The sequence below is a fragment of the Microbacterium sp. AG790 genome, assembly GCF_003634765.1.
GTDB lineage: Bacteria > Actinomycetota > Actinomycetes > Actinomycetales > Microbacteriaceae > Microbacterium.
This window is the reverse complement of record NZ_RBWZ01000007.1, coordinates 23,874-46,900: the sequence shown is the minus strand read 5'-3', so window position 1 is coordinate 46,900 and position 23,027 is coordinate 23,874. Positions and strand designations below refer to the sequence as shown.

Annotated in this window: 25 protein-coding genes; 19 read left to right on the top strand and 6 right to left on the bottom strand. The window is 69.3% G+C overall.

Features of this window, described 5'->3' with window-relative positions:
* The first annotated feature begins 61 nt into the window (after positions 1–61).
* The 11 genes from secY to DEU37_RS05785 all read left to right on the top strand — a co-directional run bounded on the left by secY (position 62) and on the right by DEU37_RS05785 (position 8,463).
* On the top strand, positions 62–1,399 hold the full coding sequence (gene secY, locus DEU37_RS05835; RefSeq protein ID WP_016463565.1) for a preprotein translocase subunit SecY: 1,338 nt from the start codon (positions 62–64) through the stop codon (positions 1,397–1,399).
* Positions 1,396–1,986, top strand: a complete 591-nt coding sequence (locus tag DEU37_RS05830; protein WP_121189692.1) for an adenylate kinase — start codon at positions 1,396–1,398, stop codon at positions 1,984–1,986. The genes secY and DEU37_RS05830 overlap by 4 nt, the downstream gene beginning before the upstream one ends.
* A complete protein-coding gene (map, locus tag DEU37_RS05825) occupies positions 1,986–2,816 on the top strand; it encodes a type I methionyl aminopeptidase (protein WP_121189691.1) in 831 nt (276 codons plus the stop codon). Before DEU37_RS05830 ends, map begins: the two co-directional genes overlap by 1 nt.
* Before the next feature lie 417 nt (positions 2,817–3,233).
* Complete coding sequence (locus DEU37_RS05820) at positions 3,234–3,911, top strand: thioredoxin domain-containing protein (RefSeq protein WP_005050494.1); 678 nt, start codon at positions 3,234–3,236, stop codon at positions 3,909–3,911.
* Between the two features lie 167 nt (positions 3,912–4,078).
* Entirely contained in the window at positions 4,079–4,300 is a 222-nt protein-coding gene (infA, locus tag DEU37_RS05815; protein ID WP_005050493.1) for a translation initiation factor IF-1, read from the top strand.
* Between the two features lie 73 nt (positions 4,301–4,373).
* Entirely contained in the window at positions 4,374–4,490 is a 117-nt protein-coding gene (rpmJ, locus tag DEU37_RS05810; protein WP_005050492.1) for a 50S ribosomal protein L36, read from the top strand.
* A gap of 175 nt (positions 4,491–4,665) precedes the next feature.
* The gene (rpsM, locus tag DEU37_RS05805; RefSeq protein ID WP_005050491.1) at positions 4,666–5,046 is read left to right on the top strand and encodes a 30S ribosomal protein S13; all 381 of its coding nucleotides are present in this window, start codon (positions 4,666–4,668) and stop codon (positions 5,044–5,046) included.
* Between the two features lie 38 nt (positions 5,047–5,084).
* Positions 5,085–5,483, top strand: coding sequence for a 30S ribosomal protein S11 (gene rpsK, locus DEU37_RS05800; protein WP_005050490.1), 399 nt, complete (start codon positions 5,085–5,087; stop codon positions 5,481–5,483).
* Between the two features lie 120 nt (positions 5,484–5,603).
* Positions 5,604–6,593: a DNA-directed RNA polymerase subunit alpha gene (locus DEU37_RS05795; RefSeq protein WP_121189690.1), complete on the top strand. Its 990-nt coding sequence runs from the start codon at positions 5,604–5,606 to the stop codon at positions 6,591–6,593.
* An 83-nt stretch (positions 6,594–6,676) separates the two neighbouring features.
* Complete coding sequence (gene rplQ / locus DEU37_RS05790) at positions 6,677–7,264, top strand: 50S ribosomal protein L17 (RefSeq protein ID WP_121189689.1); 588 nt, start codon at positions 6,677–6,679, stop codon at positions 7,262–7,264.
* Between the two features lie 113 nt (positions 7,265–7,377).
* Complete coding sequence (locus DEU37_RS05785) at positions 7,378–8,463, top strand: GNAT family N-acetyltransferase (protein WP_259457165.1); 1,086 nt, start codon at positions 7,378–7,380, stop codon at positions 8,461–8,463.
* 35 nt (positions 8,464–8,498) lie between these two features.
* On the opposite strand, the gene DEU37_RS05780 is transcribed toward DEU37_RS05785, so the two are convergent.
* Entirely contained in the window at positions 8,499–10,457 is a 1,959-nt protein-coding gene (locus DEU37_RS05780) for an acyltransferase family protein (protein WP_121189687.1), read from the bottom strand.
* A 179-nt stretch (positions 10,458–10,636) separates the two neighbouring features.
* Here DEU37_RS05780 and DEU37_RS05775 point away from each other — a divergent pair, with 179 nt between their 5' ends.
* The 5 genes from DEU37_RS05775 to DEU37_RS05755 all read left to right on the top strand — a co-directional run bounded on the left by DEU37_RS05775 (position 10,637) and on the right by DEU37_RS05755 (position 14,467).
* Complete coding sequence (locus DEU37_RS05775; RefSeq protein WP_121189686.1) at positions 10,637–11,533, top strand: carbohydrate kinase; 897 nt, start codon at positions 10,637–10,639, stop codon at positions 11,531–11,533.
* 43 nt (positions 11,534–11,576) lie between these two features.
* Positions 11,577–11,888 (top strand): putative quinol monooxygenase, encoded by a 312-nt coding sequence (locus tag DEU37_RS05770; RefSeq protein ID WP_121189685.1) that lies wholly within the window; start codon positions 11,577–11,579, stop codon positions 11,886–11,888.
* Positions 11,885–12,760, top strand: a complete 876-nt coding sequence (gene truA, locus DEU37_RS05765) for a tRNA pseudouridine(38-40) synthase TruA (RefSeq protein ID WP_259457164.1) — start codon at positions 11,885–11,887, stop codon at positions 12,758–12,760. Before DEU37_RS05770 ends, truA begins: the two co-directional genes overlap by 4 nt.
* Before the next feature lie 78 nt (positions 12,761–12,838).
* Complete coding sequence (locus DEU37_RS05760; RefSeq protein ID WP_121189684.1) at positions 12,839–13,528, top strand: endonuclease/exonuclease/phosphatase family protein; 690 nt, start codon at positions 12,839–12,841, stop codon at positions 13,526–13,528.
* A gap of 87 nt (positions 13,529–13,615) precedes the next feature.
* Positions 13,616–14,467 carry a universal stress protein gene (locus DEU37_RS05755; protein WP_121189683.1) on the top strand — a complete coding sequence of 284 codons (852 nt, stop codon included), beginning with the start codon at positions 13,616–13,618 and terminating at the stop codon, positions 14,465–14,467.
* A 79-nt stretch (positions 14,468–14,546) separates the two neighbouring features.
* Here the strand turns inward: DEU37_RS05755 and DEU37_RS05750 are convergent, their stop codons facing one another.
* Positions 14,547–15,053, bottom strand: coding sequence for a hypothetical protein (locus DEU37_RS05750; protein ID WP_121189682.1), 507 nt, complete (start codon positions 15,051–15,053; stop codon positions 14,547–14,549).
* A 175-nt stretch (positions 15,054–15,228) separates the two neighbouring features.
* Between DEU37_RS05750 and DEU37_RS05745 the strand changes: the two genes are divergently transcribed.
* The 3 genes from DEU37_RS05745 (at position 15,229) to DEU37_RS05735 (ending at position 18,299) form a co-directional block, all read left to right on the top strand.
* Positions 15,229–15,909, top strand: coding sequence for a hypothetical protein (locus DEU37_RS05745; protein WP_259457163.1), 681 nt, complete (start codon positions 15,229–15,231; stop codon positions 15,907–15,909).
* Between the two features lie 89 nt (positions 15,910–15,998).
* Positions 15,999–16,730 carry a fructose 1,6-bisphosphatase gene (locus tag DEU37_RS05740; RefSeq protein ID WP_121190009.1) on the top strand — a complete coding sequence of 244 codons (732 nt, stop codon included), beginning with the start codon at positions 15,999–16,001 and terminating at the stop codon, positions 16,728–16,730.
* A 30-nt stretch (positions 16,731–16,760) separates the two neighbouring features.
* Positions 16,761–18,299: a glycosyltransferase gene (locus DEU37_RS05735; protein WP_121189681.1), complete on the top strand. Its 1,539-nt coding sequence runs from the start codon at positions 16,761–16,763 to the stop codon at positions 18,297–18,299.
* 24 nt (positions 18,300–18,323) lie between these two features.
* Here DEU37_RS05735 and DEU37_RS05730 read toward each other — a convergent pair whose 3' ends face one another.
* The 4 genes from DEU37_RS05730 to DEU37_RS05715 form a co-directional block, all read right to left on the bottom strand.
* Positions 18,324–19,424 carry a response regulator transcription factor gene (locus DEU37_RS05730; protein WP_121189680.1) on the bottom strand — a complete coding sequence of 367 codons (1,101 nt, stop codon included), beginning with the start codon at positions 19,422–19,424 and terminating at the stop codon, positions 18,324–18,326.
* Between the two features lie 88 nt (positions 19,425–19,512).
* Positions 19,513–20,544, bottom strand: a complete 1,032-nt coding sequence (locus tag DEU37_RS05725; protein WP_121189679.1) for a glycoside hydrolase family 6 protein — start codon at positions 20,542–20,544, stop codon at positions 19,513–19,515.
* Between the two features lie 39 nt (positions 20,545–20,583).
* On the bottom strand, positions 20,584–21,153 hold the full coding sequence (locus DEU37_RS05720) for a cell wall protein (protein WP_121189678.1): 570 nt from the start codon (positions 21,151–21,153) through the stop codon (positions 20,584–20,586).
* 65 nt (positions 21,154–21,218) lie between these two features.
* A complete protein-coding gene (locus tag DEU37_RS05715) occupies positions 21,219–23,009 on the bottom strand; it encodes a DUF4012 domain-containing protein (RefSeq protein WP_121189677.1) in 1,791 nt (596 codons plus the stop codon).
* Between the last annotated feature and the right edge of the window lie 18 nt (positions 23,010–23,027).

The window sequence follows — 23,027 nt, the reverse complement described above, 5'->3', positions numbered from 1 at the left end:
CTGGAAGCGGTGTCCTCGGACCCGCATCGAGACACCGGTCAGCTCTCTGGAGGAAATCCCCTTGTTCAGCGCCGTCAGCGCCATCGCGCGGGTCTTCCGCACCCCGGATCTCCGGCGGAAGATCTTCTTCACCCTCGCGATCATCGCCATCTATCGCCTTGGCGCGCACGTTCCGGCGCCCTTCGTGAGCTTCCCGAACGTGCAGTCCTGCCTGCAGCAGACCGGTTCCGCGAGTGAGGGTCTGCTCTCGCTGGTCAACTTGTTCTCCGGCGGTGCGCTGCTCCAGCTGTCGATCTTCGCCCTGGGCGTCATGCCCTACATCACGGCGACGATCATCGTGCAGCTGCTGCGCGTGGTCATCCCGCACTTCGAGGCGCTGTACAAGGAGGGCCAGTCCGGCCAGGCGCGGCTGACGCAGTACACGCGCTACCTCACGATCGCCCTCGCGCTGCTGCAGTCCACGACACTTGTCACCGTGGCGCGCTCGGGCCAGCTGTTCGGCACGACCGGCATCGCCGAGTGCAACGCTCTGCTGACCAACGATGTGTGGTGGGCCCAGCTGCTGATGATCATCACGCTGACCGCCGGCACCGGGCTCATCATGTGGTTCGCCGAGCTCGTCACCGAGCGTGGTGTGGGCAACGGCATGTCCATCCTCATCTTCACCTCGATCGCGGCGCAGTTCCCGGCGGCCATGTGGGCCATCGCCACGTCGCGCGGTTTCGAGGTCTTCCTCCTCGTGCTGGCCGTCGGCATCGTCGTCGTCGCTCTCGTCGTGTTCGTCGAGCAGTCGCAGCGACGCATTCCGGTGCAGTACGCGAAGCGTATGGTCGGTCGCCGCACGCTGGGCGGCACCAACACGTACATCCCGATCAAGGTGAACATGGCGGGTGTCGTTCCGGTCATCTTCGCCTCGTCGTTGCTGTACATCCCGGCTCTCATCGCCCAGTTCAACCAGACGCCGGACGCCAACGGCAACATTCCGGGCTGGGTGACCTGGATCCAGCAGTACCTCACCAAGGGCGATCACCCGCTCTACATGCTGCTGTACTTCCTGCTCATCGTCGGGTTCACCTACTTCTACGTCGCGATCACCTTCAACCCCGTCGAGGTCGCCGACAACATGAAGAAGTACGGCGGGTTCATCCCCGGCATCCGTGCCGGTCGTCCCACGGCCGAATACCTCGACTACGTGTTGACGCGCATCACGTTGCCCGGCTCGATCTACCTCGGTCTCATCGCCCTGCTGCCGCTGGTGGCGCTCGCGACGGTCAGCGCCAACCAGAACTTCCCGTTCGGCGGCGCCTCGATCCTCATCATCGTCGGTGTGGGTCTGGAAACCGTGAAGCAGATCGACGCCCAGCTGCAGCAGCGTCACTATGAAGGGCTCCTGCGATGACCGCCGCGCGTCTGCTCATCATCGGACCCCAGGGCTCCGGCAAGGGCACGCAGGGCGTGCGCGTCGCCGACGCTCTCGGCATCCCTGCCGTCTCGACGGGGGACGTCTTCCGCGCCAACGTCAAGGAAGGCACCGAGCTCGGCCTGAAGGTCAAGGCGATCATCGACGCCGGCGACCTCGTGCCGGACACCCTGACGGGGGAGATCGTGCGCGATCGGCTCGCCCAGGCGGATGCCGCCAACGGCTTCCTGCTGGACGGCTACCCGCGCAACCTCGGCCAGGTCGGCGACCTCGACGGCTTCCTCGATGAGCGGGGCGAGCCGCTCACGGCGGTGATCGAGTTGGTCGTGCCGCGCGACGAGTCCATCCAGCGCCTGTCGCTGCGGGCGACCGAGCAGGGCCGTGCCGACGACAACGCCGAATCGATCGCGAAGCGTCTGGCCATCTACGAGTCCGAGACGGCGCCGATCCTCGATGTCTACCGCGAGCGGGGCATCGTCGATCAGATCGACGGCGTCGGGTCGCTGGACGAGGTCTACGCGCGGATTCAGGCCGCCTTGGCAGCTCGCGGCATCGCAGCCTCCTGATGGGACTTCGTCGCTCCTTGTACAAGACCCCGGCGCAGCTACGCTCGATGGTCGAGCCGGGCCTGATCACGGCGGCCGCGCTGGATGCCGTGCGTGCACTGATCGCCCCGGGCGTGACCACGGCTGAGCTGGATGCCGCGGCATCCGAGGTCATCCTCGCCCGCGGTGCCGAGTCGAACTTCCAGCTCGTGCGCGGATACCGCCACACGACCTGTATCTCGGTCAACGACCAGGTCGTCCACGGCATCCCGGGGGAGCGGGCGCTCGAGCCGGGCGACATCGTCTCGATCGATGCGGGTGCGCAGTTCAAGGGGTGGAATGGCGACTCCGCCATCACCGTCGTCGTTCCCGGCGGGGATCCGGCCGTACGGGCATCGCGCGAGCGGCTCTCGCAGGTGACCGAAGGGTCGCTCTGGGCGGGCGTGGCCGCACTGGCGTCGGCGTCGCGCGTCGGCGAGATCGGTGACGCGGTGCAGGGCTACATCGAGCGGTCGGGGGAGAGCTACGGCATCCTTCGCGACTACGTCGGCCACGGCATCGGCCGCCGCATGCACGAGGGCCCGACGATCTTCAACTACCGGGTGTCCGACCTCGGCCCCGCGGTGCGTCCCGGTCTGTGCGTCGCGATCGAGCCGATGATCACCGCCGGCTCCGAGGAGACCTTCGTCGAGGACGACGATTGGACGGTCACCACCGTCGACGGCAGCGACGGCAGTCACTGGGAGCACAGCGTCGCCGTGCACGAGAACGGCATCTGGGTGCTGACCGCTGCCGACGGCGGCGCGGCGGGCCTCGCCCCGTTCGGCGTCACACCCACCCCCATCGCCTGAGCTGTCCTCCCCGCGAACCGCCATCCTTCGCGCGAGCCGACATCATCCTCCGCGCCGCAGCATGTCGGTTCGGTGCCGCAGTAGCGGCTCGCGGGGTGCGTGAAGGCTCCTCCCCAGGCCACCCCACGCCGAGTCGTGCGCTGGGGCACGGCCGACGTCGCGACGGCAGCCCACCTCGGCGCGCGCCTGCGCGCGTTCGGCATCCATGCGCGACGCTGACGAGTCACGCCGAGCCGCTACGAACGTGCCGAACCGACGCGAAAGGGCGCGCGAGGACATGGCGGCTCGCGGAAGAGATAGCGGTTCGGCGCGGAGGAGGGGGGCGAAGTCACGGCTTTCACGGGCAACGCATAAGACCGTGTGAGCCACAATGGTAGAACGGCGGCGACAGCCGCACATCGGAGAGGCATCGAGGTTATGGCGCAGGCAGCAGCGGGTAAGAGGAACTGGTTCGCGATCTGGGTGAGCGTGGCGGCCGTCGTCGTGGTCGCGCTGGTCATCGGCCTTGTCGTGTGGATGAACAACATCAGCTCCGGACCCGGCGCGCAGCCTTCGTCGAGCAACATCAACACCGATACCGGTGCGATCTCCTTCGGCAGCGGCCCCGACGTCGTCGACACCTACGTCGACTTCATGTGCCCGATCTGCAACCAGTTCGAGAAGACCGAGGGCGAGACGATCAAGCAGCTCGTCTCCGACAACAAGATCACCCTCAACATCCACCCCGTGTCCATCCTCGACCGGGCGTCGCAGGGAACGAAGTTCTCCAGCCGCTCGGCCAGTGCGATGTTCGCCGTCGCCGAGGCGGACCCCGCCAACGCCTACGCGTTCATGGAGGCGATGTTCCAGAACCAGCCGCAGGAGAGCTCGCCCGGTCTCTCGGACGACCAGATCGTCTCGATCGCCAAGGGCGCGGGCGTCAACGTCACGAGTGATCTCGAGAAGGCGATCACCTCGGGCAAGTACATCAAGTTCGTCCAGGCGCACGGTCTGCCCGACGGCGCCAAGGGGACACCGACGCTGGTGGTGAACGGTACTTTCGTGAACGTCACCTTCAACCCGCAGACGGACATCGTCGCCAACCTCAAGGGCTGACGACGTGATGCGCGTCTGAGACGAGCGAGAGGGCCGCGCGGCAGTTTGCCGTGCGGCCCTCTATCACGTACACTGGATCTTTGGTGCCTTGCGCCTTTATTGGCGTGTCGCCGCACCACATCCCACTCACCGCAGACCGACCGGTCTGCACAAGCGTCAGCGAGGCTATGGCTAAGAAAGACGGTGTCATCGAAATCGAGGGCGTCGTGTCAGAAGCGCTGCCCAACGCGATGTTCCGCGTTGAGCTCACCAACGGACACAAGGTACTCGCCACGATCTCCGGCAAGATGCGGCAGAACTACATCCGCATCATCCCCGAAGACCGCGTCGTCGTGGAGCTCTCGCCCTACGACCTCACGCGCGGTCGCATCGTCTACCGCTACCGCTAGACCGGTCGAGAAGTAACGAGCGGGCGGATGCCGCGGCATCCCGTCCGACTCGAAGACAGCGAACAGGAAAATCATGAAGGTCAACCCCTCCGTCAAGCCCATCTGCGACCACTGCAAGGTCATCCGTCGCCACGGTCGCGTCATGGTGATCTGCAAGTCGAACCCGCGTCACAAGCAGCGCCAGGGCTGAGTCGCTCGCGGCTCGAGGACGCGTGAGGCCCGCAGGGCCGAGCCGACACCTCACGACGAAGACACAACTCAATACGCACACAGGCAGGATCAGAACCTCTTCGGAGGGGACACCTCGGGGCGGAGGCCCGGGCACCGATCCTGCTCCACACCTCCACTACTCCTAGGAGAACCGCATGGCACGTCTTGCCGGCGTTGACATCCCGCGTGACAAGCGCGTGGTGATCGCCCTCACGTACATCTACGGCATCGGCCGTACCCGTTCGGTCGAGATCCTCACGGCCACCGAGATCGACGAGTCGATCCGCGTCAAGGACCTCACCGACGACCAGCTGGTCGCACTGCGCGACCACATCGAAGGCAACTACAAGGTGGAGGGTGACCTTCGCCGCGAGGTCGCCGCCGACATCCGCCGCAAGGTCGAGATCGGCTCGTACGAGGGTCTGCGTCACCGCCGCGGCCTTCCGGTGCGCGGTCAGCGCACCAAGACCAACGCGCGTACCCGCAAGGGCCCGAAGCGCACCGTCGCCGGCAAGAAGAAGGCCGGCCGCAAGTAAGCGCGGCCCCCCCGGTACAGGTTTAGGAGAACAGACACATGGCACAGGCCAAGACTGCTGCGCGCAAGCCGCGTCGCAAGGAAAAGAAGAACATCGCGCTGGGCCAGGCCCACATCAAGTCGACGTTCAACAACACGATCGTTTCGATCACCGACCCCTCGGGCGCCGTCATCAGCTGGGCGTCCTCGGGTGGAGTGGGCTTCAAGGGCTCGCGCAAGTCGACCCCGTACGCCGCCGGCATGGCCGCCGAGTCGGCTGCCCGCCAGGCCGCCGAGCACGGTGTCAAGAAGGTCGACGTCTTCGTGAAGGGCCCGGGTTCGGGCCGCGAGACCGCGATCCGCTCGCTGCAGGCCGCCGGCCTCGAGGTGGGGTCGATCTCCGACGTCACCCCGCAGGCGCACAACGGCTGCCGCCCGCCGAAGCGTCGCCGCGTCTGACTTCCGGGCCGGGTGCCCCCGTGTGACGGGCGGCACCCGGCATCCGTCGTCTTTGAAAACTCAACACCTCTTGCAATCGCACGTGTCATATAGCGGGCACGTGACGGAAAGGAACACATAGTGCTCATTGCACAGCGTCCCACTCTGACCGAGGAGAAGATCGGCGAGTTCCGCAGCCGCTTCGTCATCGAGCCGCTGGAGCCCGGCTTCGGCTACACGATCGGCAACGCGCTGCGCCGCAGCCTGCTGTCCTCGATCCCCGGCGCGGCTGTCACCAGCATCCGCATCGACGGCGTGCTGCACGAGTTCAGCACCATCCCGGGCGTGAAGGAGGATGTCACCGAGATCATCCTCAACATCAAGCAGCTGGTCGTCTCCTCGGAGCGCGACGAGCCGATCACCGCGTACCTGCGCAAGACCGGCGCCGGTGAGGTCACCGCTGCCGACATCTCCGCTCCGGCGGGTGTCGAGGTGCACAACCCCGAGCTGGTCATCGCGACGCTCAACGACTCGGCGAAGTTCGAGCTGGAGCTCACGATCGAGCGCGGCCGCGGCTACGTGTCGGCCACGCAGAACCGCAACGAGTACGCCGAGGCGGGTCAGATCCCGATCGACTCGATCTACTCGCCCGTCCTGAAGGTCTCATACCGCGTCGACGCGACCCGTGCCGGTGAGCGCACCGACTTCGACAAGCTCGTCCTGGACGTCGAGGCCAAGGCGTCGATCTCCCCGCGGGATGCCGTCGCGTCGGCCGGTCGCACGCTCACCGAGCTGTTCGGTCTCGCCCGCGAGCTGAACGTCGAGGCCGAGGGCATCGAGATCGGCCCCGCGCCGGTCGCCGAGGTTCTCACCAACGAGCTGTCGATGCCGATCGAGGACCTCGATCTGTCGGTGCGTTCGTACAACTGCCTCAAGCGTGAGGGCATCAACACGGTGTCCGAGCTGGTCGCCCTCTCCGAGACGCAGCTGATGAACATCCGCAACTTCGGTCAGAAGTCGGTCGACGAGGTGCGCGACAAGCTCGTCTCCCTCGGCCTGTCGCTGAAGGACTCGGTCCCCGGGTTCGACGGTGCGCACTTCTACGGCGGCTACGACGACGAGGCCCTCTGAGCCTCGGCGCTCGGAACGGCAAGACCTTCTGCGCGCACCGGCCCCGACCGGTTCGCTGACCTTTTCCCTCTGGAGTAACTGACATGCCCAAGCCCACCAAGGGTCCCCGCCTCGGAGGCGGCCCCGCCCACGAGCGTCTGCTGCTGGCCAACCTGGCCTCGGCGCTGTTCACCCACAAGTCGATCACGACGACCGAGACCAAGGCCAAGCGCCTGCGTCCGCTCGCCGAGCGCATGGTCACCTTCGCCAAGCGCGGCGACCTGCACGCTCGCCGCCGCGTGCTGTCCGTGCTCGGCAACAAGGACGCCGTCCACGAGCTGTTCGCCGAGATCGCGCCGCTGGTCGCCGAGCGTGAGGGCGGTTACACCCGCATCACGAAGATCGGCAACCGCAAGGGCGACAACGCGCCCATGGCCGTGATCGAGCTCGTCCTCGAGCCGGTCAACCCGAAGCCGAAGTCGACCAAGAAGGCGGCTGCGGCCGCTCCGGTCGCTGCCCCGGCCAAGGACGAGGACGCCGCTGACGAGGTCGCCACGGACGCCGTCGCTGAGGCCGATGAGGCTCAGGACGCCGCTGACGAGGTCGCCACGAACGACGCCGCCTCCGCGGGCGCCGAGTCGCCCGAGGAGGGCGCGGTCGCTGAGGCTGCGGCCGAGGACGCCGCGAAGTAGGCAGGCTGTCTTTCGAGAAGGCCCGTACCCGACAGGGGTGCGGGCCTTCTCGCTGTGTGTCCGGTCCGGCTCTCCCCGCGCGCAGCCGGCACGTCGCAGCTACAGTGGCGTGGGTGAGTGAACTGTCTCTGAGTGAGCGCATCGACGAGTTCCGACGTCGCGCGGGCTCCGACCGTGGCCCTGTGCTGCCGCGGCACCCGGAGGTCGCGTCGTGGCGTACCGCGACGGTGGAGGACATCGATGCGATCCACGCCGTGATGGTGGCGGCCGATCGCGTCGACCACCCGACGTGGACCACGCCGCGCGAGGACGTCGCGGACACGTTCGATCTTGCGCACATCGACCACTCCCGCGACACGGTGCTGGCGCTGGATGCCGCGGGCGAGGTGATCGCCTTCGGAAGCTCGTTCTTGCACCCGTCGCGTGAGGGCGCCCTGAACGTGCACCTGTCGGGTGCCGTGCTGCCTTCGCTCTGGCGCCGCGGCATCGGACGTGCCGTGTTCGGCTGGCAGTACGCGCGCGGCCTCGAGCAGCTCGCGGAGGCCGCCCGCGCCCTGCCTGATGCGCAGGATGTCGAAGGGACCGCTCAGCTGCGGGTGTACGCGGAGGAGTCCAACGTCGGCAACCAGCGACTCGCCGAGTCGGCGGGTCTGGCCGCGGAACGCTGGTTCGCGACGATGCTGCGCGACCTGTCGGCCGGCGCGCCCGAGGTGACGCTGCCGGAGGCCGCCCGCGAGAGCGGGATGCGCCTCGTCGCGTACACGCACGATCGCGACGAGGCCGCCCGCCTCGCGCGCAACGATGCCTTCCGTGACCACTGGGGGAGCCTGCCGAGCCCGCCCGAGTCGTGGGCGAAGTTCGTGGGCGGGGAGTTCTTCCGTGCCGATCTGTCTCGGCTGGTCGTCGGGCCCGACGGTGCCATCGCGGCGTTCTGCCTCGCGTCGGTGAACGAAGACGACTGGGCGAGTCTGGGTGCCTCGAACTCGTACATCGACCTCATCGGTGTCGTTCGTGCGCACCGCCGACGGGGGCTGGCTCCCGCCGTCGTCGCGGCGACGCTGGGGGCGATGGCGGACGCGGGGTTGGAGAAGGCGGTGCTGGACGTCGACACGGCGAGCCCGACGGGCGCCGACGCCCTGTACGAAGGGCTGGGCTTCGTGGCGGACGAACGGTCCGTCGCCCTGGTGGCGCACATCTGACGCGGGCAGCGCTCCCGCCGGCGGCGTGAAGCGGCTCAGGAGGGCGGCACGGGGGCGAGCGCCCGGGTCGTGGCCCAGCGGATCAGCTGCACCTGATACCGCGTCTGTGCGCGCTGGTTCGCCACGGCATCCACGGCGTGGGTGACGGTGTCGGCGTAGATGCGCCCACCGGTCTCACCCGGGTGGATGCCGTCGCCGGCCAGCACATCGGTGTGCGGCGCGATCGCGCCGGACCAGTCGGCGATGACGACGCCGGGGTGGCTTGCCGCGAACGCGGTCAGCTCGGCGTTGACGCCGGGGATCCAGTCACGAGGAGCGAACGCGGTGACCAGTACGAGCGTGCGTTCGCGGCCGACGCGGTCGTAGATGTCCTGGAGAGCCTGCGTGTCGACGGGACCGTTGGTGCCGAGGCCCACGACGACGTAGTCGCGCAGGGCGCCCTGATCGGAGAGCCGGTCGATGATCTTGCTGCCAGCCCACATCGAGCGCGACACCTCGGCGTCGATCTGCACGCCCGGCAGCTCGTCGAGAAGCCCGCCGGCCGAGGCGAGCATCACCGAGTCGCCGACGGCGGTCACCCGGTCGCCGCTCACGGTGACGGGCGCCGGGGGCAGCGGTTCGCCGTCGGGGCCCTCGGTCGCTGTGGGGGTCGGCGTCGGCACGGGGGCATCGGTGCTCTCCGACGGCGGGGTGGGGGCGGCGGATGCCGCGTCGAGCGCGCGCTGGCCCGCCTCGACCACCGCCTGGCTCGAGCTGACCTGCGGTGACGCGGCGACAGCGGCGGTCGTGCCGCCGAGCACGAGCGCCCCGACGCCCACGGTCGCAATCGCCCCGAAGCGCCGTGACGGCGTCGAGTGCAGGCGCGCCCACAGTGCCCGCCCGGCTCCCCGGAAGCCGAGGCGGCGTACGGGCCGTTCGAGCAGGCGGTACGAGGCTGCGGAGACGGCCAGTGTGAGGGCGGCGGCGGCGAGCCCGACGGCGAGCGGGACGGTCTGCTCGACGAAGGCACCGGTCGTCGCCAGGGCGAGCAGCACGACGACGGGCCAGTGCCACAGGTAGATGCCGTAGGAGCGTTCGCCGATCCAGCGCAGCGGTGCGACGTCGAGAGCGCGCCCGAACCATGAGCCGGCGTGCGTCGCCGCCGCGATCGCGACCGCGGTCAGCACGCTCGCGACCGCCGGGACGAGCGGGTACTGCTCCGCGCCCCCCGGGACGGCGCCGACGACGACGATGCCGATCACGCTCGTGGCGCCGATGACGGCGGTCCAGGCGGGAACGACGCCGCCGATCGATTCGCGCGCCGACGCACTCCAGGCGGTGCGTCCGGCCAGGGCGAAGGCCAGCGCCACGCCGATCAGCAGGCCGAAGGCGTGTGTGTCGGTGCCGTAGTACGCGCGCGTCAGGTCGACCGCTGCCGACCCCGCGCCCGCGAGCTGCGCGGCCCATGCCAGGGACGCCGCGGCCAGGACCACGGCGACCGCGGCGCGCAGGGCGCGGCGCGGAAGCAGGAGGAAGACGGGCAGCAGCAGCGGCCAGAGGACGTAGAACTGCTCCTCCACGGCGAGCGACCACAGGTTTCGCAAGAGCTCGGGCTGGGTTCCCGCGAAGTAGGACGCCCCGGCGGACAGGGACGCCCAGTTGGAGGAGAACGTGATCGCGCCGAGCACCTGTCGCCCGAGTCCCAGCAGAACATCGCCACCGACGAGCCAGGCGGCGCTGGCGCTCACGGTGACCACCACGGCGAGCGCCGGCAGGAGCCGTCGGGCACGGCGCGTCCAGAAGGCGAGGAGGGCGATGCGCCCGGTGCGATCGTGTTCGCGCAGCAGCAGCGACGTGATGAGGAAGCCCGAGATGACGAAGAAGACGTCGACGCCGACGAAGCCGCTGTGCAGCGCCCAGCCGGGGAACAGGTGATACACGACGACGAGCACGACGGCGAGCGCGCGCAGGCCGTCGAGGCCGGCGTAACGCGGTACCGGAGGGGGGGATGTCATGGCGGGCGCTGAGATTCCGTGGTGGTTCCGTAGGGTTCCGTGCGGGCGCCACGCCGGCCACGTCGGGTCGGCGCGAGCGGATCTTCCAGTGTACGTACCCTCCCTGAACGCGAGGGGTCCGCCGCATCGCGCGCCGATGACGGGCGCGCACGCCGCGTGCGGTGCGCCAGACTGGTCACATGGATACGGATGTGCTGGTCATCGGTGAAGCGCTCATCGATATCGTCGGGAGCGCCGAGGGTGACCGTGAGCTCGTGGGCGGCAGCCCCGCCAACGTGGCCGTCGGTCTTGCGCGTCAGGGCCACGCCGTGCGTCTTCTGACGCGGCTGGGGCGCGATGCGCGCGGCGAACGTATTGCCGCCCAGATCACCGACTCGGGTGCCCTCGTCGACGAGGCGTCATGGACGGATGCCCCGACGTCCACGGCCCGCGCACGACTGCGTTCCGACGGTTCCGCGGAGTACGAGTTCGCGATCGACTGGGCCGTGCCGACGGCATCCCTGGAGGGGACGCGCATCGTCCACACCGGTTCGATTGCGCTCTTCCTCGAGCCCGGCGGCAGCGCCGTGATGGAGGTGCTGCGTCGCGCCGCCGACACGGGTGCCGCGCTCGTCAGCCTCGACCCGAACATCCGGCCCGCGCTGGTCGGCGCACACGAGGTCGCGCGGGCGCGCTTCGCGCAGGCGGCGGCATCCGCCGATCTGGTGAAGCTCAGCGACGAAGATGCTGCGTGGCTGTATCCGGGTCTGGATGCCGAGGCCGTGCTGCATCAGATCGCAGCCTTCGGGCCGCGCCTGACGGTCATGACGCGCGGTGGCGAGGGAGCGATCGGGCTCGGGCCCGGCGGCGTGAGCGCCGTCGATGCGCTGCCTGTCACGGTCGCCGACACGATCGGCGCCGGCGACGCGTACATGGCGAGCCTCATCTCGAGCGTGCTGGACGATCCCGCGATCTTCGAAGACGCCGCCTCGTTCGCCGCGGCCCTTCGCCGTGCCGCCGTCACCGCCGGCATCACCGTCTCGCGCGCCGGTGCAAACCCGCCCACCCGTGCCGAGGTGGACGAGCGCCTCGGCTGAGCCCGGCCACGTACGTCCACACCCAGAAGAGAGGTCCCCTCCCATGACCGTCGTCGTCACCGCCGTCTTCCACCCCGTCGAGGGCCAGCGCCCCGCGCTCATCGAGGCGCTCAGCGCCGCCATGCCCGCTGTCCATGCCGAGAACGGATGCCTCCTGTACGCCATCCACGCCGCCTCGGACGGGACGGTCGTCATGATCGAGAAATGGGCCGAGCCCGCCGCCCTCGCCGCGCACGCACAGGGCGACGCCGTGAAGGCTTTGCAGGCCGCCGTCGCCGGCCTGGTGACCGGGCCCGCCGAGGTCGTGACGATGACCCCGGTGCCGGCCGGCACGCAGTCCCAAGGCGCTCTGTGACGGCAGACGGCGTGGTCACCGATCCGCCGGGAGGCGTGCGGCTGCGCCTCGATCTCGCCTACGACGGCACCGACTTCCGCGGGTGGGCGCGTCAGCCGGGCCTGCGCACCGTCCAGGGCACGCTCGAAACGGCGCTGGCCCGTGTGCTCGGCGGCGACCCGCAGCTGGTCGTGGCCGGCCGAACCGATGCCGGTGTGCATGCGGCCGGGCAGGTCGCTCACCTCGATCTCACCGATCGGCAGCAGGAGCGCCTGGCCGCGAGCCGCGGCGGCACCGCCGAGGCGCTCGCCGCCCGCATCAACGGCGTGCTCGGCGCGTATCCCGACGTCGTGGTGCACCGCACCGCCGTAGCACCGGACGGATTCGATGCGAGGTTCTCGGCCGTCTGGCGCCGCTACGAATACCGCATCGCCGATCGCACTGCCGGCTACGATCCCCTCGAGCGGGTGCGCACGACCAGCGTGAAGGCCGCGCTGGACGTGGAGGCGATGGATGCCGCCGCGCGTTCCCTCATCGGTCTGCACGATTTCGCGGCGTACTGCAAGTGGCGGGAGGGGGCGACGACCATCCGCACCCTGCTGGAGTTCGGCTGGCATCGAGATGATCGCGGCATCCTGGTCGCGCGTGTCAAAGCCGACGCGTTCTGCCACAGCATGGTGCGCGCCCTCGTCGGCGCGTGCGCGGCGGTCGGCGAAGGGCGTCTGCAGATCGCCGACGTCGCCGCGATCCGCGACGGCGGTGTGCGCACGAGCGACGTCAAGGTGCTCGCGGCCCGCGGCCTCACCCTCACCGCGGTGGGCTACCCCGCCGACGATCTGCTCGGCTCACGCGCCGCGCAGACTCGCGCACGCCGCAGTCTGGACGCCGACTGAGGCGAGCGGCGCCCCGGTGTCAAGACGGAGCAGATTCCTAGGACCGCCGCTTAGGCTGAGAGCGACGGAAGGCGGGGGATGAAGGTCATCTCGTACAACCTCAACAAGCACAAGGCGATCGGCGAGCTCAGTGACCTCGTCGAGAGCACGGGGGCGGACATCCTCTGCCTTCAAGAAGCGGTCTCGAGCGACCTGCCGTCGGAGATCGGCGACCTCCACCTCGCCGAGGCGACGGCGCGCAACCGCCTGGGACTTGCGCTCTACTACCGGCGGAACATCTTCGACGCGCGAGAGGTGCGCTCGCTCGCGCTGAAGAAGTCGCTGCACGACCGCGTGCTCAAGCCCGCGGAGGAGCGCATGCTGGCCGTGCGCCTGCACGACATCGACCTGGGTCGCGAGATCATCGTCGCGAGCTTTCACGCCGCCCCTCTGACGGCACTGAACTCCCTGCGGCGCAAGCAGATCCAGGCGGCGCTGGAGGAGCTCTCCAGCCTCGGTCCCGACCTGCCGATCCTCATGGTCGGCGACTACAACTATCCGGTGTTCAAAGAGAACCTCGGCCAGCACGTGCGCGAGTCGGGGTACGAGCTCACGCTGAGCGATGCCCGCACCTACACGCGCTACAAGTTCTTCCGCGGCCACTACGACTTCGCGACGAGCGTAGGCTTCGACATCGCGACGATCACGACGCTGCCGCAGGGGCGCAGCGATCACCTCCCGATTCTGATCACCGCCGAGCCGCGCGCCCTGGCCCCGCGGGAGCCCTGACCCCTCCCTTTGTCACGGCCCGCGACCCTGCGGCCGTGGGTGCCGCGGCGTAACGTGGAGGCACCGATCCCAACGGAGGGACGAATCATGGTCGAGAAGATCGTCGTGGCGGTGACGGGGGCAGCCGTCTCCGAACGTGCGGTGCGGTGGGCGCTGCAGCGGGCACAGGCCGCTCCGCCCGGTTCGCAAGGCATCGAGCTGGTGTCGATCGTCGGGGGAGCGCTCGGCGCGGTCGGCGAGGCGGAACTGATCGCACAGGCCGTCGCCGACACCGAGGCGGTGCTCGAGCGCCTGGCGGAGCCGGTGAGGGATGCCGGGATCACCGTCATGACGCGCGTGGAGACCGGCAACCCCGTCGCCCGCCTCATCGACGCCAGCGTCAACGCCTCGCTGCTGGTGCTCGGCAGCGACTACCGCGGGCCGGGTGACGGGCCGGCGCGCGGCGCCCACGGCATCCGCATCGTCGCCGGAGCCGCCTGCCCGGTCGTGGTGGTGCCCGACGCGGCACTGGTCGGTCGGCACGGGGTCGTCGTCGGCATCGACGGGTCGCCGGTGTCGGAGCATGCGCTGCGGTTCGCGGCGCGCGAGGCCGACCGGCTGGGCGAGCCGCTCACCGCGGTCAGTGTCTGGACGCCCATCGAGGCGCCTCGCAACGGACTGGCCGTCTATCCGGAGATGTACCTGTCGAACATGCAGGCCGCGACGGAGGAGATGCAGGCGGTGGCCCTCGCCGGGCTGGCCGTGGACTTCCCGGACCTGGTGGTCGAGCGCGTCGTGGAGCGCGGTTACCCGTCGCGCGTGATCGCCTCGCGCGGTCTCACCGCTCGCCTCGTCGTCGTCGGCACGCACGGTCGGGGCGCCGTCGCCCGCTTCCTGCTCGGCTCGATCAGCCAGGAAGTACTGTCTCGCCTGCCCGCCGTGACCGCGGTGGTCCGCTGACGACGCGCACTCCGCGCACAACGAGAGAGCCTTCCCGGCCGTGACCGGGAAGGCTCTCTCGTTGTCGTGCTGTCGTGCGTCAGGCGTTGCTCTCCTTGCGGTTGCGACGAACCGTGGCGGCCACGGCGACGGTCGCACCGGCGAGGACGAGAGCGCCACCGCCGACCCAGATGCCGAGAAGCGACTCGCTGTTGCCACCCGTGGAGGGCAGCGTGCTGCCACCCGCCTCGGAGGAGGAGCGCGCACCGGTCGCGGCGAGCGTCCACGACGCGCCGGCCGGCGGCGTGCCGACGACCGTCGCCGTGGCGACACCCGAGGAGTCGGCGGTCTTCGTGGTGCTCGCCGAGGTGACGGCGAACTTGACGGCCGCGATGTTGGCGCCGGTGACGCCCTCACCGACGAGCGTGAACGTGACGGTCGCGCCGGGCTGGAACCCGGCCACGGGAACGGGGCCCGGGGCCGTCACGGTGATCGTGACGGTGTCGGGGCCGGTCGGAGTGTATGCCTGTGCCATTGCCGGGGCGGCGATAACCAGCCCTGCGGCGATCGCAATGGAGGCCGCGATCTTGGAGAAACGGTGCTTCATGAGTGCCTGCTTTCGAATCCGGTCTGGGGGTACCTGATGATCCGCTCGTTCCGTGTATCCGGTCTTGATGCAGATGGGGGGATGAACATTGAAGCGGTATGGTGGTGCTGATGCTCTCCCGAGTATTCCCTAGGGGTCTACCGGATTGCAAACTCTTGCGGTTTCCGATATGTAAATGTTCCGCGACGTGAAGGAGACCTGCCGGATGGAACGCCCCGGGAGGCGCACCGCGAGCACCGCGCTCACCGCGCGTCGTCGGCGCGGCCCGATCGCCGCGCTCGCTGCGCTGGTCGTGGTGGTCCCCCTGGTCGGTTGCGGCCCCGCGCCGTGGGCGACGTCGGCGACGACACCCGCGCCCACGCTGACGACGGCCGTCCCCGTTCCCACGCCGGTCTCCAATGATCTGTCGGGCGGATCGACCCAGCGCACGCTCACAGCGGGCGCGGTCTCGGCCGCCGTGAACTACTGGTCGACGTTGCGGATGGACCGCTGGACACCGGCGGCGATCAAGCCGATCAGTCTGTCGATGGTGACCACGATCACCCCCAATGACGGGCAGAAGGTCTATCTTCAGCGCGCCACGATGACGGCGATCCCCGCGAACGCGTCTCAGACGTTCGCGCCGCTGGAGGCCCAGGTGGATCAGGCGACGGTCTCTCCCGGATACCTGGTGCTGTCGCCGTACAGCTACTCCAACACCTTCAACGTCGGCGCGGTTCCGGCCGAAGCCACCTACGTCACCGTGCAGTTCGACTACGACTTCCTCGTGCAGACGACCCCCACCTCGACCGAGTTCGCCAAGCAGACCGCGAGCGACACCCTCACGATCGCGATCGCCGCGCAAAACGGCGGCTGAACGCGCCTTCCTCAAGATCGGGTAAAGACCGTGTCGAGGTTTCCCTGATTCGAACGTCTCCTGGACGGTGCGCAGATAGCGTGTGGATCATGCTTCCCGCCCCCTCCCGCTCTCCCCGCTTGCGCGCCCTCGGCGCGGCCGCCGCGGGCCTCGTGGTGCTGACATCCCTGACCGGCTGCACCCAGATCGCCAGCGTCTTCAACGGTCTGCAGCAGAACGTGGTGGCCACGCCCGCCCCGCGCCCGGCCGTCACTCAGGCCGTCAGCATGCCTTACGACTCGAAGTTCACCTACGACGGGTCGGTATCGCTGTCCACCGACGTCGCAGACGGGCTCGAGGTGCGCCTGGACGTCTGGGCCGCCGATCCGAAGCGCACCCAGGAGTGGGCACCCGACAACGACAAGACCTTCGGCTTCGCCGTCAACGTCGTCGATCACCGCGTCGATGAGAAGGCGGTGCTCACGCAGAAGCGACGCGTGTACCTGTCGATGGTCAGCATCACCTCGCAGGTGTCGCAGTCCACGATCGGCCAGCAGCAGATGATGTCGCCATTCCAGTTCTCGGCTGACCCGCGCACCCTGGTGCCGTCAGACACGATGCGCTCCGACCGCGGTCTCTTGCTCAACACCTTCCAGGGTGGGCTGCTCGTGCCGGCGACGACGATCCATCAGCTGCCGGCCGACACCTACGGAATCACCCTCCAGTTCGCCCTGCAGGTGTGGGTGGAGGGAACCGCCAACACCGACACCAGCTTCCAACAGCAGACCGTCTACCAGGTTCTTCCGATCGCCATCTTCTCCCCGACCAACCCCACTCAATAGTCTGTTGTCCACACCGACACGAGGTACACCGTGAGCACGCCCTTCGACACTGGCCGGCAGACCGCCTCCGGACCGCAGTTCCGTGCGGCTGCCTTCGGGGCGCCGCCGGCGCCGCCGGCGCAGCCCTACGCGTTCCCCGTGCCGCAGGAATCCTTCCACGCCGCGGATCTCACGATCCCCGAGTTCGACGATTTCTCCTCGGTGCTCGAGCACACCAGCGTGCACCGCTCGACCATCGGGTGCGTCGTGCCGGCGTACAACGAGGAGGAGTCGATCGCCGATGTGCTGCGCTCGCTGCTCGGTCAGAGCCGGGTGCCCGACGTCATCCACGTCGTCGTCAACAACACGTCCGACGCGACCGTCAAGATCGCCTCGGAGTTCAGCGGACCGCATGAGATCACGACCGAGCTGGGCGAGCAGTTCACCGAGGTGTTCGTCCACGACATCGGCAAGAACCCCGACAAGAAGGTCGGCGCTCTCAACTACGGTTACGCCCTCGTCGAGGGATATGACTACCTGCTGGGGGTGGACGGCGACACGATCGCCGATCGCCGGGCTGTCGAGTTCCTCGAGGGCGAAGCCGTCGGCGACTCCCGCATCGGCGGGATCTCGGCGATCTACTCGATCGACGACCGCCCGATCAAGGGCGGCGTCGCGAAGTTCCTCATCGCCGGCCAGCGCACCCAGTTCGCGGCCTTCAACCTGCAGAACCTCCTGCGCGGTCGCAACATGGCGGTGCTGGGCGGGCAGTTCTCGATCTTCTCGACGACGGCGCTGCGCGACGTCATGAAGGCGAATCACCAGAATTCGCCGTGGGTGAAGGACAGTGAGGTGGAAGACTCCCTGCTGTCGTTGCAGATCAAGAGCGCCGGCTACCTCACCAAGATCAGCCCGTTCGCCCGCGCCGACGTGGGCGGCATGACCACGCTCAAGGGCTACGACGCCCAGCAGGTGAAGTGGACCTACGGTGCGATCGAGCTCATGTGGCCGGGCCAGCGCGGCGACACCAAGGGCCAGCCCTTCCACCCGAACCTGCGCCTGCGATGGTTCGAGAACTTCTCGATGCTCACCAACCTCTTCGTGCGTGTCGCCTTCCTCACCCTGTTGATCGCCTCGCTGTCGATCAACGCGTTCGTCTTCTCCGCGTGGTGGCTCATTCCGCCGGTGGTCGCAATGCTCCTGAACGTGCGGGTCGCGCGCGCGATGGAGGCATGCAACAGTCGTGACCTCTTGTTCGCCGGGCTCATGTTCCCCGCGGAGATCTTCATGTGGGTGCGGATCAGCCACTTCCTGCGCTCATGGACGCGCTTCCTGTCGCGCAAGAAGGTCGACAACTGGGCCATGCAGGCAAAAGCGGAGCGCGGCGGCGGCAGCATCGGTCACTGGGTGCCGTTCATCATGCTGGCGATCGTGGCGATCGCGGTCGCGGTGATCTGGAACATGCTGGACTCGGTCGCGCAGTCCACGATCCTGTGGGTCGGCTGGCCGATCGTCGGCGTCGTCACGGTCATCCAGACCGTGTTCATGGCCTTCAAACTGTTCCAGCGTCACCAGGGCTTCAAGGTCTGACGCGCCGGTCGCTCGGCGCGCTCCTCAGGCGGCGTGCTCTGCCGTGAGGCGATAGCCCACGCCGCGCACCGTCTCGATGTAACGCGGGTTGGCGGGGTTGTCGCCGAGTTTGCGGCGCAGGTTCGTCATGTGGGCCTCGATCGCGCGCTTGTCGGCCTCGCCGACGAAGTAGCTCGTCACATACGACTCTCCGCGCAGTACGAGGGTCAGATCGGCCTTGCTGCGCACGCGTCGTTTGGACTCCATGAGGGTCGCCAGCAGGTCGAACTCGGTGCGGGTGAGCACCAGCTCTTCGCCGGCGATCGCGGCGACGCGCTGCTCCGGGTTCACGGCCAGATCGCGGTGTGCGACCCAGCCGGGCCCGGCGAAGGGACCCACCAGATCGCCGGCGGCGCCGGCTGTGGCCAGCGCGCTCCCGGGCGACTGCGGCCCGACGCTCGAGGGCACGACGATCGGCGCCCCCGGTGCCGCAGCGGACGGTGCGGGTGCGGCGGATGCCGGGGCCGCCTGCTCCGCCGGCGAGGGCACGGCGCTCGGTTGCGCGCCGTCGAAGCTGTAGGGCGGGTCGGCCGGCGCAGCGGGAGCCCAGCCGACGGCCTGCTGCGGGTACCCGTAGCCTGCGGCGGGAGCCTGCGGCATCCCGTAGTCGGGCATGCGCTGCGCGCCCGGGCGCGCTCCCGGGAAGGACGGTCCGCCGACTTCCTGGCGGGGCGCGGACGCCTGCGGCGTGTTGCCCGCCGTGGCGCGCGGGCGTCGCAGGAGCGAGTCGATGCGGGCGCGCAGCTCGCGCGGACGGAACGGCTTCACGATGTAGTCGTCGGCACCGGAGCCGAGCCCGACGACGACGTCGGCCTCTTCTTCCAGGCCGGTGATCATGATGATGAAGGTGTCACTCTGCGCGCGGATGCGCCGCGCCGCCTCGAACCCATCGATACCGGGCATGTTCACATCGAGGGTGGTCACGAGAGGCTGGTAGGAGAGCACCGCACGAACGCCGTCGATGCCGTTGCCGACCGACACGGTCGAGAATCCCGCAGCTTCGAGCACCTCCACGATGAGGTGACGGATGTCGGGATCATCCTCGATGATCACGGCGGTTTTCATCGGTAACGAAGGATCGGTCATGGTCCCGGGACTCTCCAGTAGGGGGGTGTGGAGCACGGTGCTGAGCCACAGTCTAGCCACGCCTCGCGGCGGCGGGATCCGAGCGGCGTCAGCGCACGCCGCTGGTCAGTTCGGCGGCTGCCGCCGGCCACCACAGCCCGGCCGCGGGACCGCCGTTGCAGACGCCGTCGCTCTCGCCGGGAGGCTTGATCCAGAGGTTGGTGTCGACGACGTCGTCACCGAACGTTCCCGCGGGGTCGCCGACGCGCTGCCCGGAGGGGTTGCACCAGGTCGCTCCGGCGGTCGCGACACCGTTGCGGGAGGTGTCGATGATCGCATGGGTTCCCCCCAGCCGGTCCGAAAGGGCATGCGCGTAGGCGAACTCGTCGTAGGTCGACTGGTAGTTCGAGACGTTGGTGGCCACACCGCGCACCCGGTCGATGATGCCCATCTGTCGGATGAGCTGGGCCATCTCGTCGGGGCTGTGCCAGGAGCTGTGCCCGCCGTCGATGTAGATCCACGTCGCGGTCGAGGAGAGGGCATCGACGGCGCCCGAGAGGAAGGTCGCACGCGTCGCGATATCACCGCAATCGCTGGTCAGGGCGATGCTGTCGGGCTCGAGGATGATGATCTTCTGCTGGTCGGGTGCCGTCTTCAGCGCTTGTCCGATCTCGGCGACCCATCGGGGGTAGTCGGCGGGGGAGAGGCCGCCGGCGGAGTGGCTGCCGCAATCGCGGTCGGGCAGACCGTAGACGACCATCGCCGTGGCACGCTTCTGATCGCGGCCCTGGGCGATGAGGCTGAGCACCGTTCCCCCGACGGTTCCGATGGGCGCCTGTTCGGGGGTCAGCCAGTAGGCCGTCGGCTGCGCGGCGAGGTAGGTCGTGCCGGCGGTCGCATCGGCATCCATCTGCAGGTTCTCCAGCGCGACCCGCGCCTTCGACTGCTGCGGCGCGATCACGGTCGTTCCTACCGCGGGCGGCTGGGCGAGCATGGCATGCACTCCCTGAGTGACGAAGATCCCCACGGCGGCGATCGCGCCCACCACGATCACGGCAGCGAGGGCGATGGCGGTGATGACGATCCCACGTTTCGGCGCGCGCCGAGGTGACAGGATGCGCCGGCGGGGGGAGGGGGACACCTCTGAACTGTACCGGTGCGGGGCCGTAACGGCGGCCGCTCAGAGGTCGTCGCGGTCGCGGCGACGGCGCACGGTGAGGGCGATGAGCACGACGGCGCCCGCGAGGACGAGTGCTCCGCCGCCCACCCAGACGCCGATGAGCTGACCGCTGTCGCCGCCCGTGCGCGGGAGACCGTCGGCGCCGGTGATCGACGCGCTCGCCGCGCCGCCGGCCGAGCTGCGCGAGATCGCAGCGATGTTGTAGACGCCGCTCGCGGTCGAGGGCAGGACGATGCGGACCTCGCCGAGGGCGCCGTTCGCGTCGGAGGTGCGGGTGATGCTCCCGGTGCTGATGCCGAGGTGCACCATGGCGAAGGACGCGTTCGCGCCGTCTTGTCCGGTGACGGTGATCGTAACCGGTTCATTGGCGCCGAACGTGCGCTCCGCGCAGGAGAACGACAGGGTGCCGCCGGCGGTGACGCCGGCCGGCGAGGTCGTGCACGAGTCGACCGGCGGGTAGATCGTGGACGCGTGGGCGGCGTTAGGGACGAGGGTGAGAAGCGCCCCGGCCAGGGCCGCCCCCGCGGCGCGGGCCAGCGGCCGAGCGGTGCGACGGTGCGAGCGGGTCATGGAGCTTCTCCCTGCGATGTGCGCCCGACCGGCAAGAACTCGGGCGAGCGCGCGATGCAGGGAGTCTACCCCGCGCCGCAGGTCGCGACGACGATCGGAGCGCGCGCGGCATCCGCGGTGGGTGTGACGAAGGCCTGGGCATCGCCGGCGGCGGTGTCCGCCCGGACGGTGACCGTCACGCCCGTCGACGCCCCGGGGTTCAGGTCGATGCCGAAGGTGAGCACCCGCCGTCCCTCGTTCATGCCGCCCGCGAAGCCGGCCCCGTTCGTGGCGGTCGCAGACACCAGGTCGAACCCTTCGGGCAGGTAGATGTTGCCGACGACCTCGGCGGCGCCGGGTGCAGTGCCGTAGACGCCGCCGCCCGTGATGTACTCCGGCAGCGCCGTCCCGGCGTCGGCGGGAGCGCGACTGGTCAGCGTGAGCTGCAGGGTGAGCTGGCGAGAGGACGTCTGGCCCGCCGGTCGGCACGATCCCCACGTGAGGGATACATCCGGGTCGATGTAGTAGCTCATCTTCGATCCGGTGCCGTCGTTGAGGTAGACGCCGAACCTCGCCGTGTGCTCATCGGTGACGGGAAGCTGACCGGCCACAACGGTGCCGTCGATGATCGCCTGCTCGTCGGCGTGGGCGCTCCAGGCGAGGAGGCGATGCTCCTCGCCGGCGCGGGTGAGGGCTGAGATGAGGCCGGATGCCGAGCCTCGCCCATCGGCGAGGGCCTGGAAGACCGCGCCGGCGGCACCGGCGAAGAACGCGTCCTGATCGGCGGGCTTCGCGTAACGCAGGTAGACCTCGTTGAGCAGCAGCGGGATGGCGTTGTCGGCGGTGAGGCTGTCGCCGCTGGGGAGGGTGACAGGGCCGGTGGTCTGCAGCAGGTACGAGAGCACGACCGGGTCGACGGAGAGGACACCGTCGATGTCGGTGCCCGTCTTCAGTCGGTACATCTCGCGCGCGATCGGACCGTCGACGGAGAAGTCGGGGATCTGCGTGAGGTTCTGGAAGTAGCGGGCCGGCTTGGTGTCGTAGATCTTCGTGATCTCATCAGGCAGGGCGACGACGGGGCTCGTGAAGCCGCGGGGGAGATCGCCGGAGGAGAGCGCGCCGACCAGCGACAGGCGCCCGCCGTCGGCGCGCAGCACCACGGCGGCGCCGGCGATGCCGCCCAGCGAACGCCACTCGGCGTTGTTCTGGACGAGCACCAGGTAGGTCCGCGGCCCGTTCTGACCGAGCATGTCGGGCAGCAGTCGAGAGGTGCGCGACAGGGTGTCCACGGCGGTCGACACCGTCGAGAACAGGTCGTCGGCGCGGTCGACGGCCGTACCCACGACGCCGATCAGCGGGGTGCGGTCGATGTCCTGCACGGCGCCGGCGGCGCCGGCCGCGCGCGTCGCGGCATCCTGAGCGGGGCCCACGAGCGCCGCGAGGACGCTCGTGTCGATGCGGCCGTCGACGGGGCGCAGGCCGTCGATCGACACGTTCTGAGCGGCGGTGGCCAAGGGCAGCAGACTCTCCCGGAGGAGTTCGTCGGATGCCGCGGCGACCGTGCCGAACGCCGCCAGCTGCGGGCCGATCCAGGGTGCGTGGCGGGCGAGCGCCCAGACGGGGTCGGAGGTGAGCTGGTGCGCCTCGGAGGCATCGGCGGCCAGTCGTGCCAACGTCGGCGCGGCGGCCGCCGGGTCGGCGGCCAGGGCCGCGGTACTCTCCGCCGCCCCGGTCTGGATCCGCTGCAGATGCTGATACGCGAGCGCGCCGCGCACGCCCACCCACACGGCGATGACCGCGGCCAGCAGCAGCAGACCGGCCACGGTCCACGCGAAGATGCGGCCCGCGGTGCGCGCCGGGCGGGGGAGTGCGCTCACGCCACCGATCCTACGGGC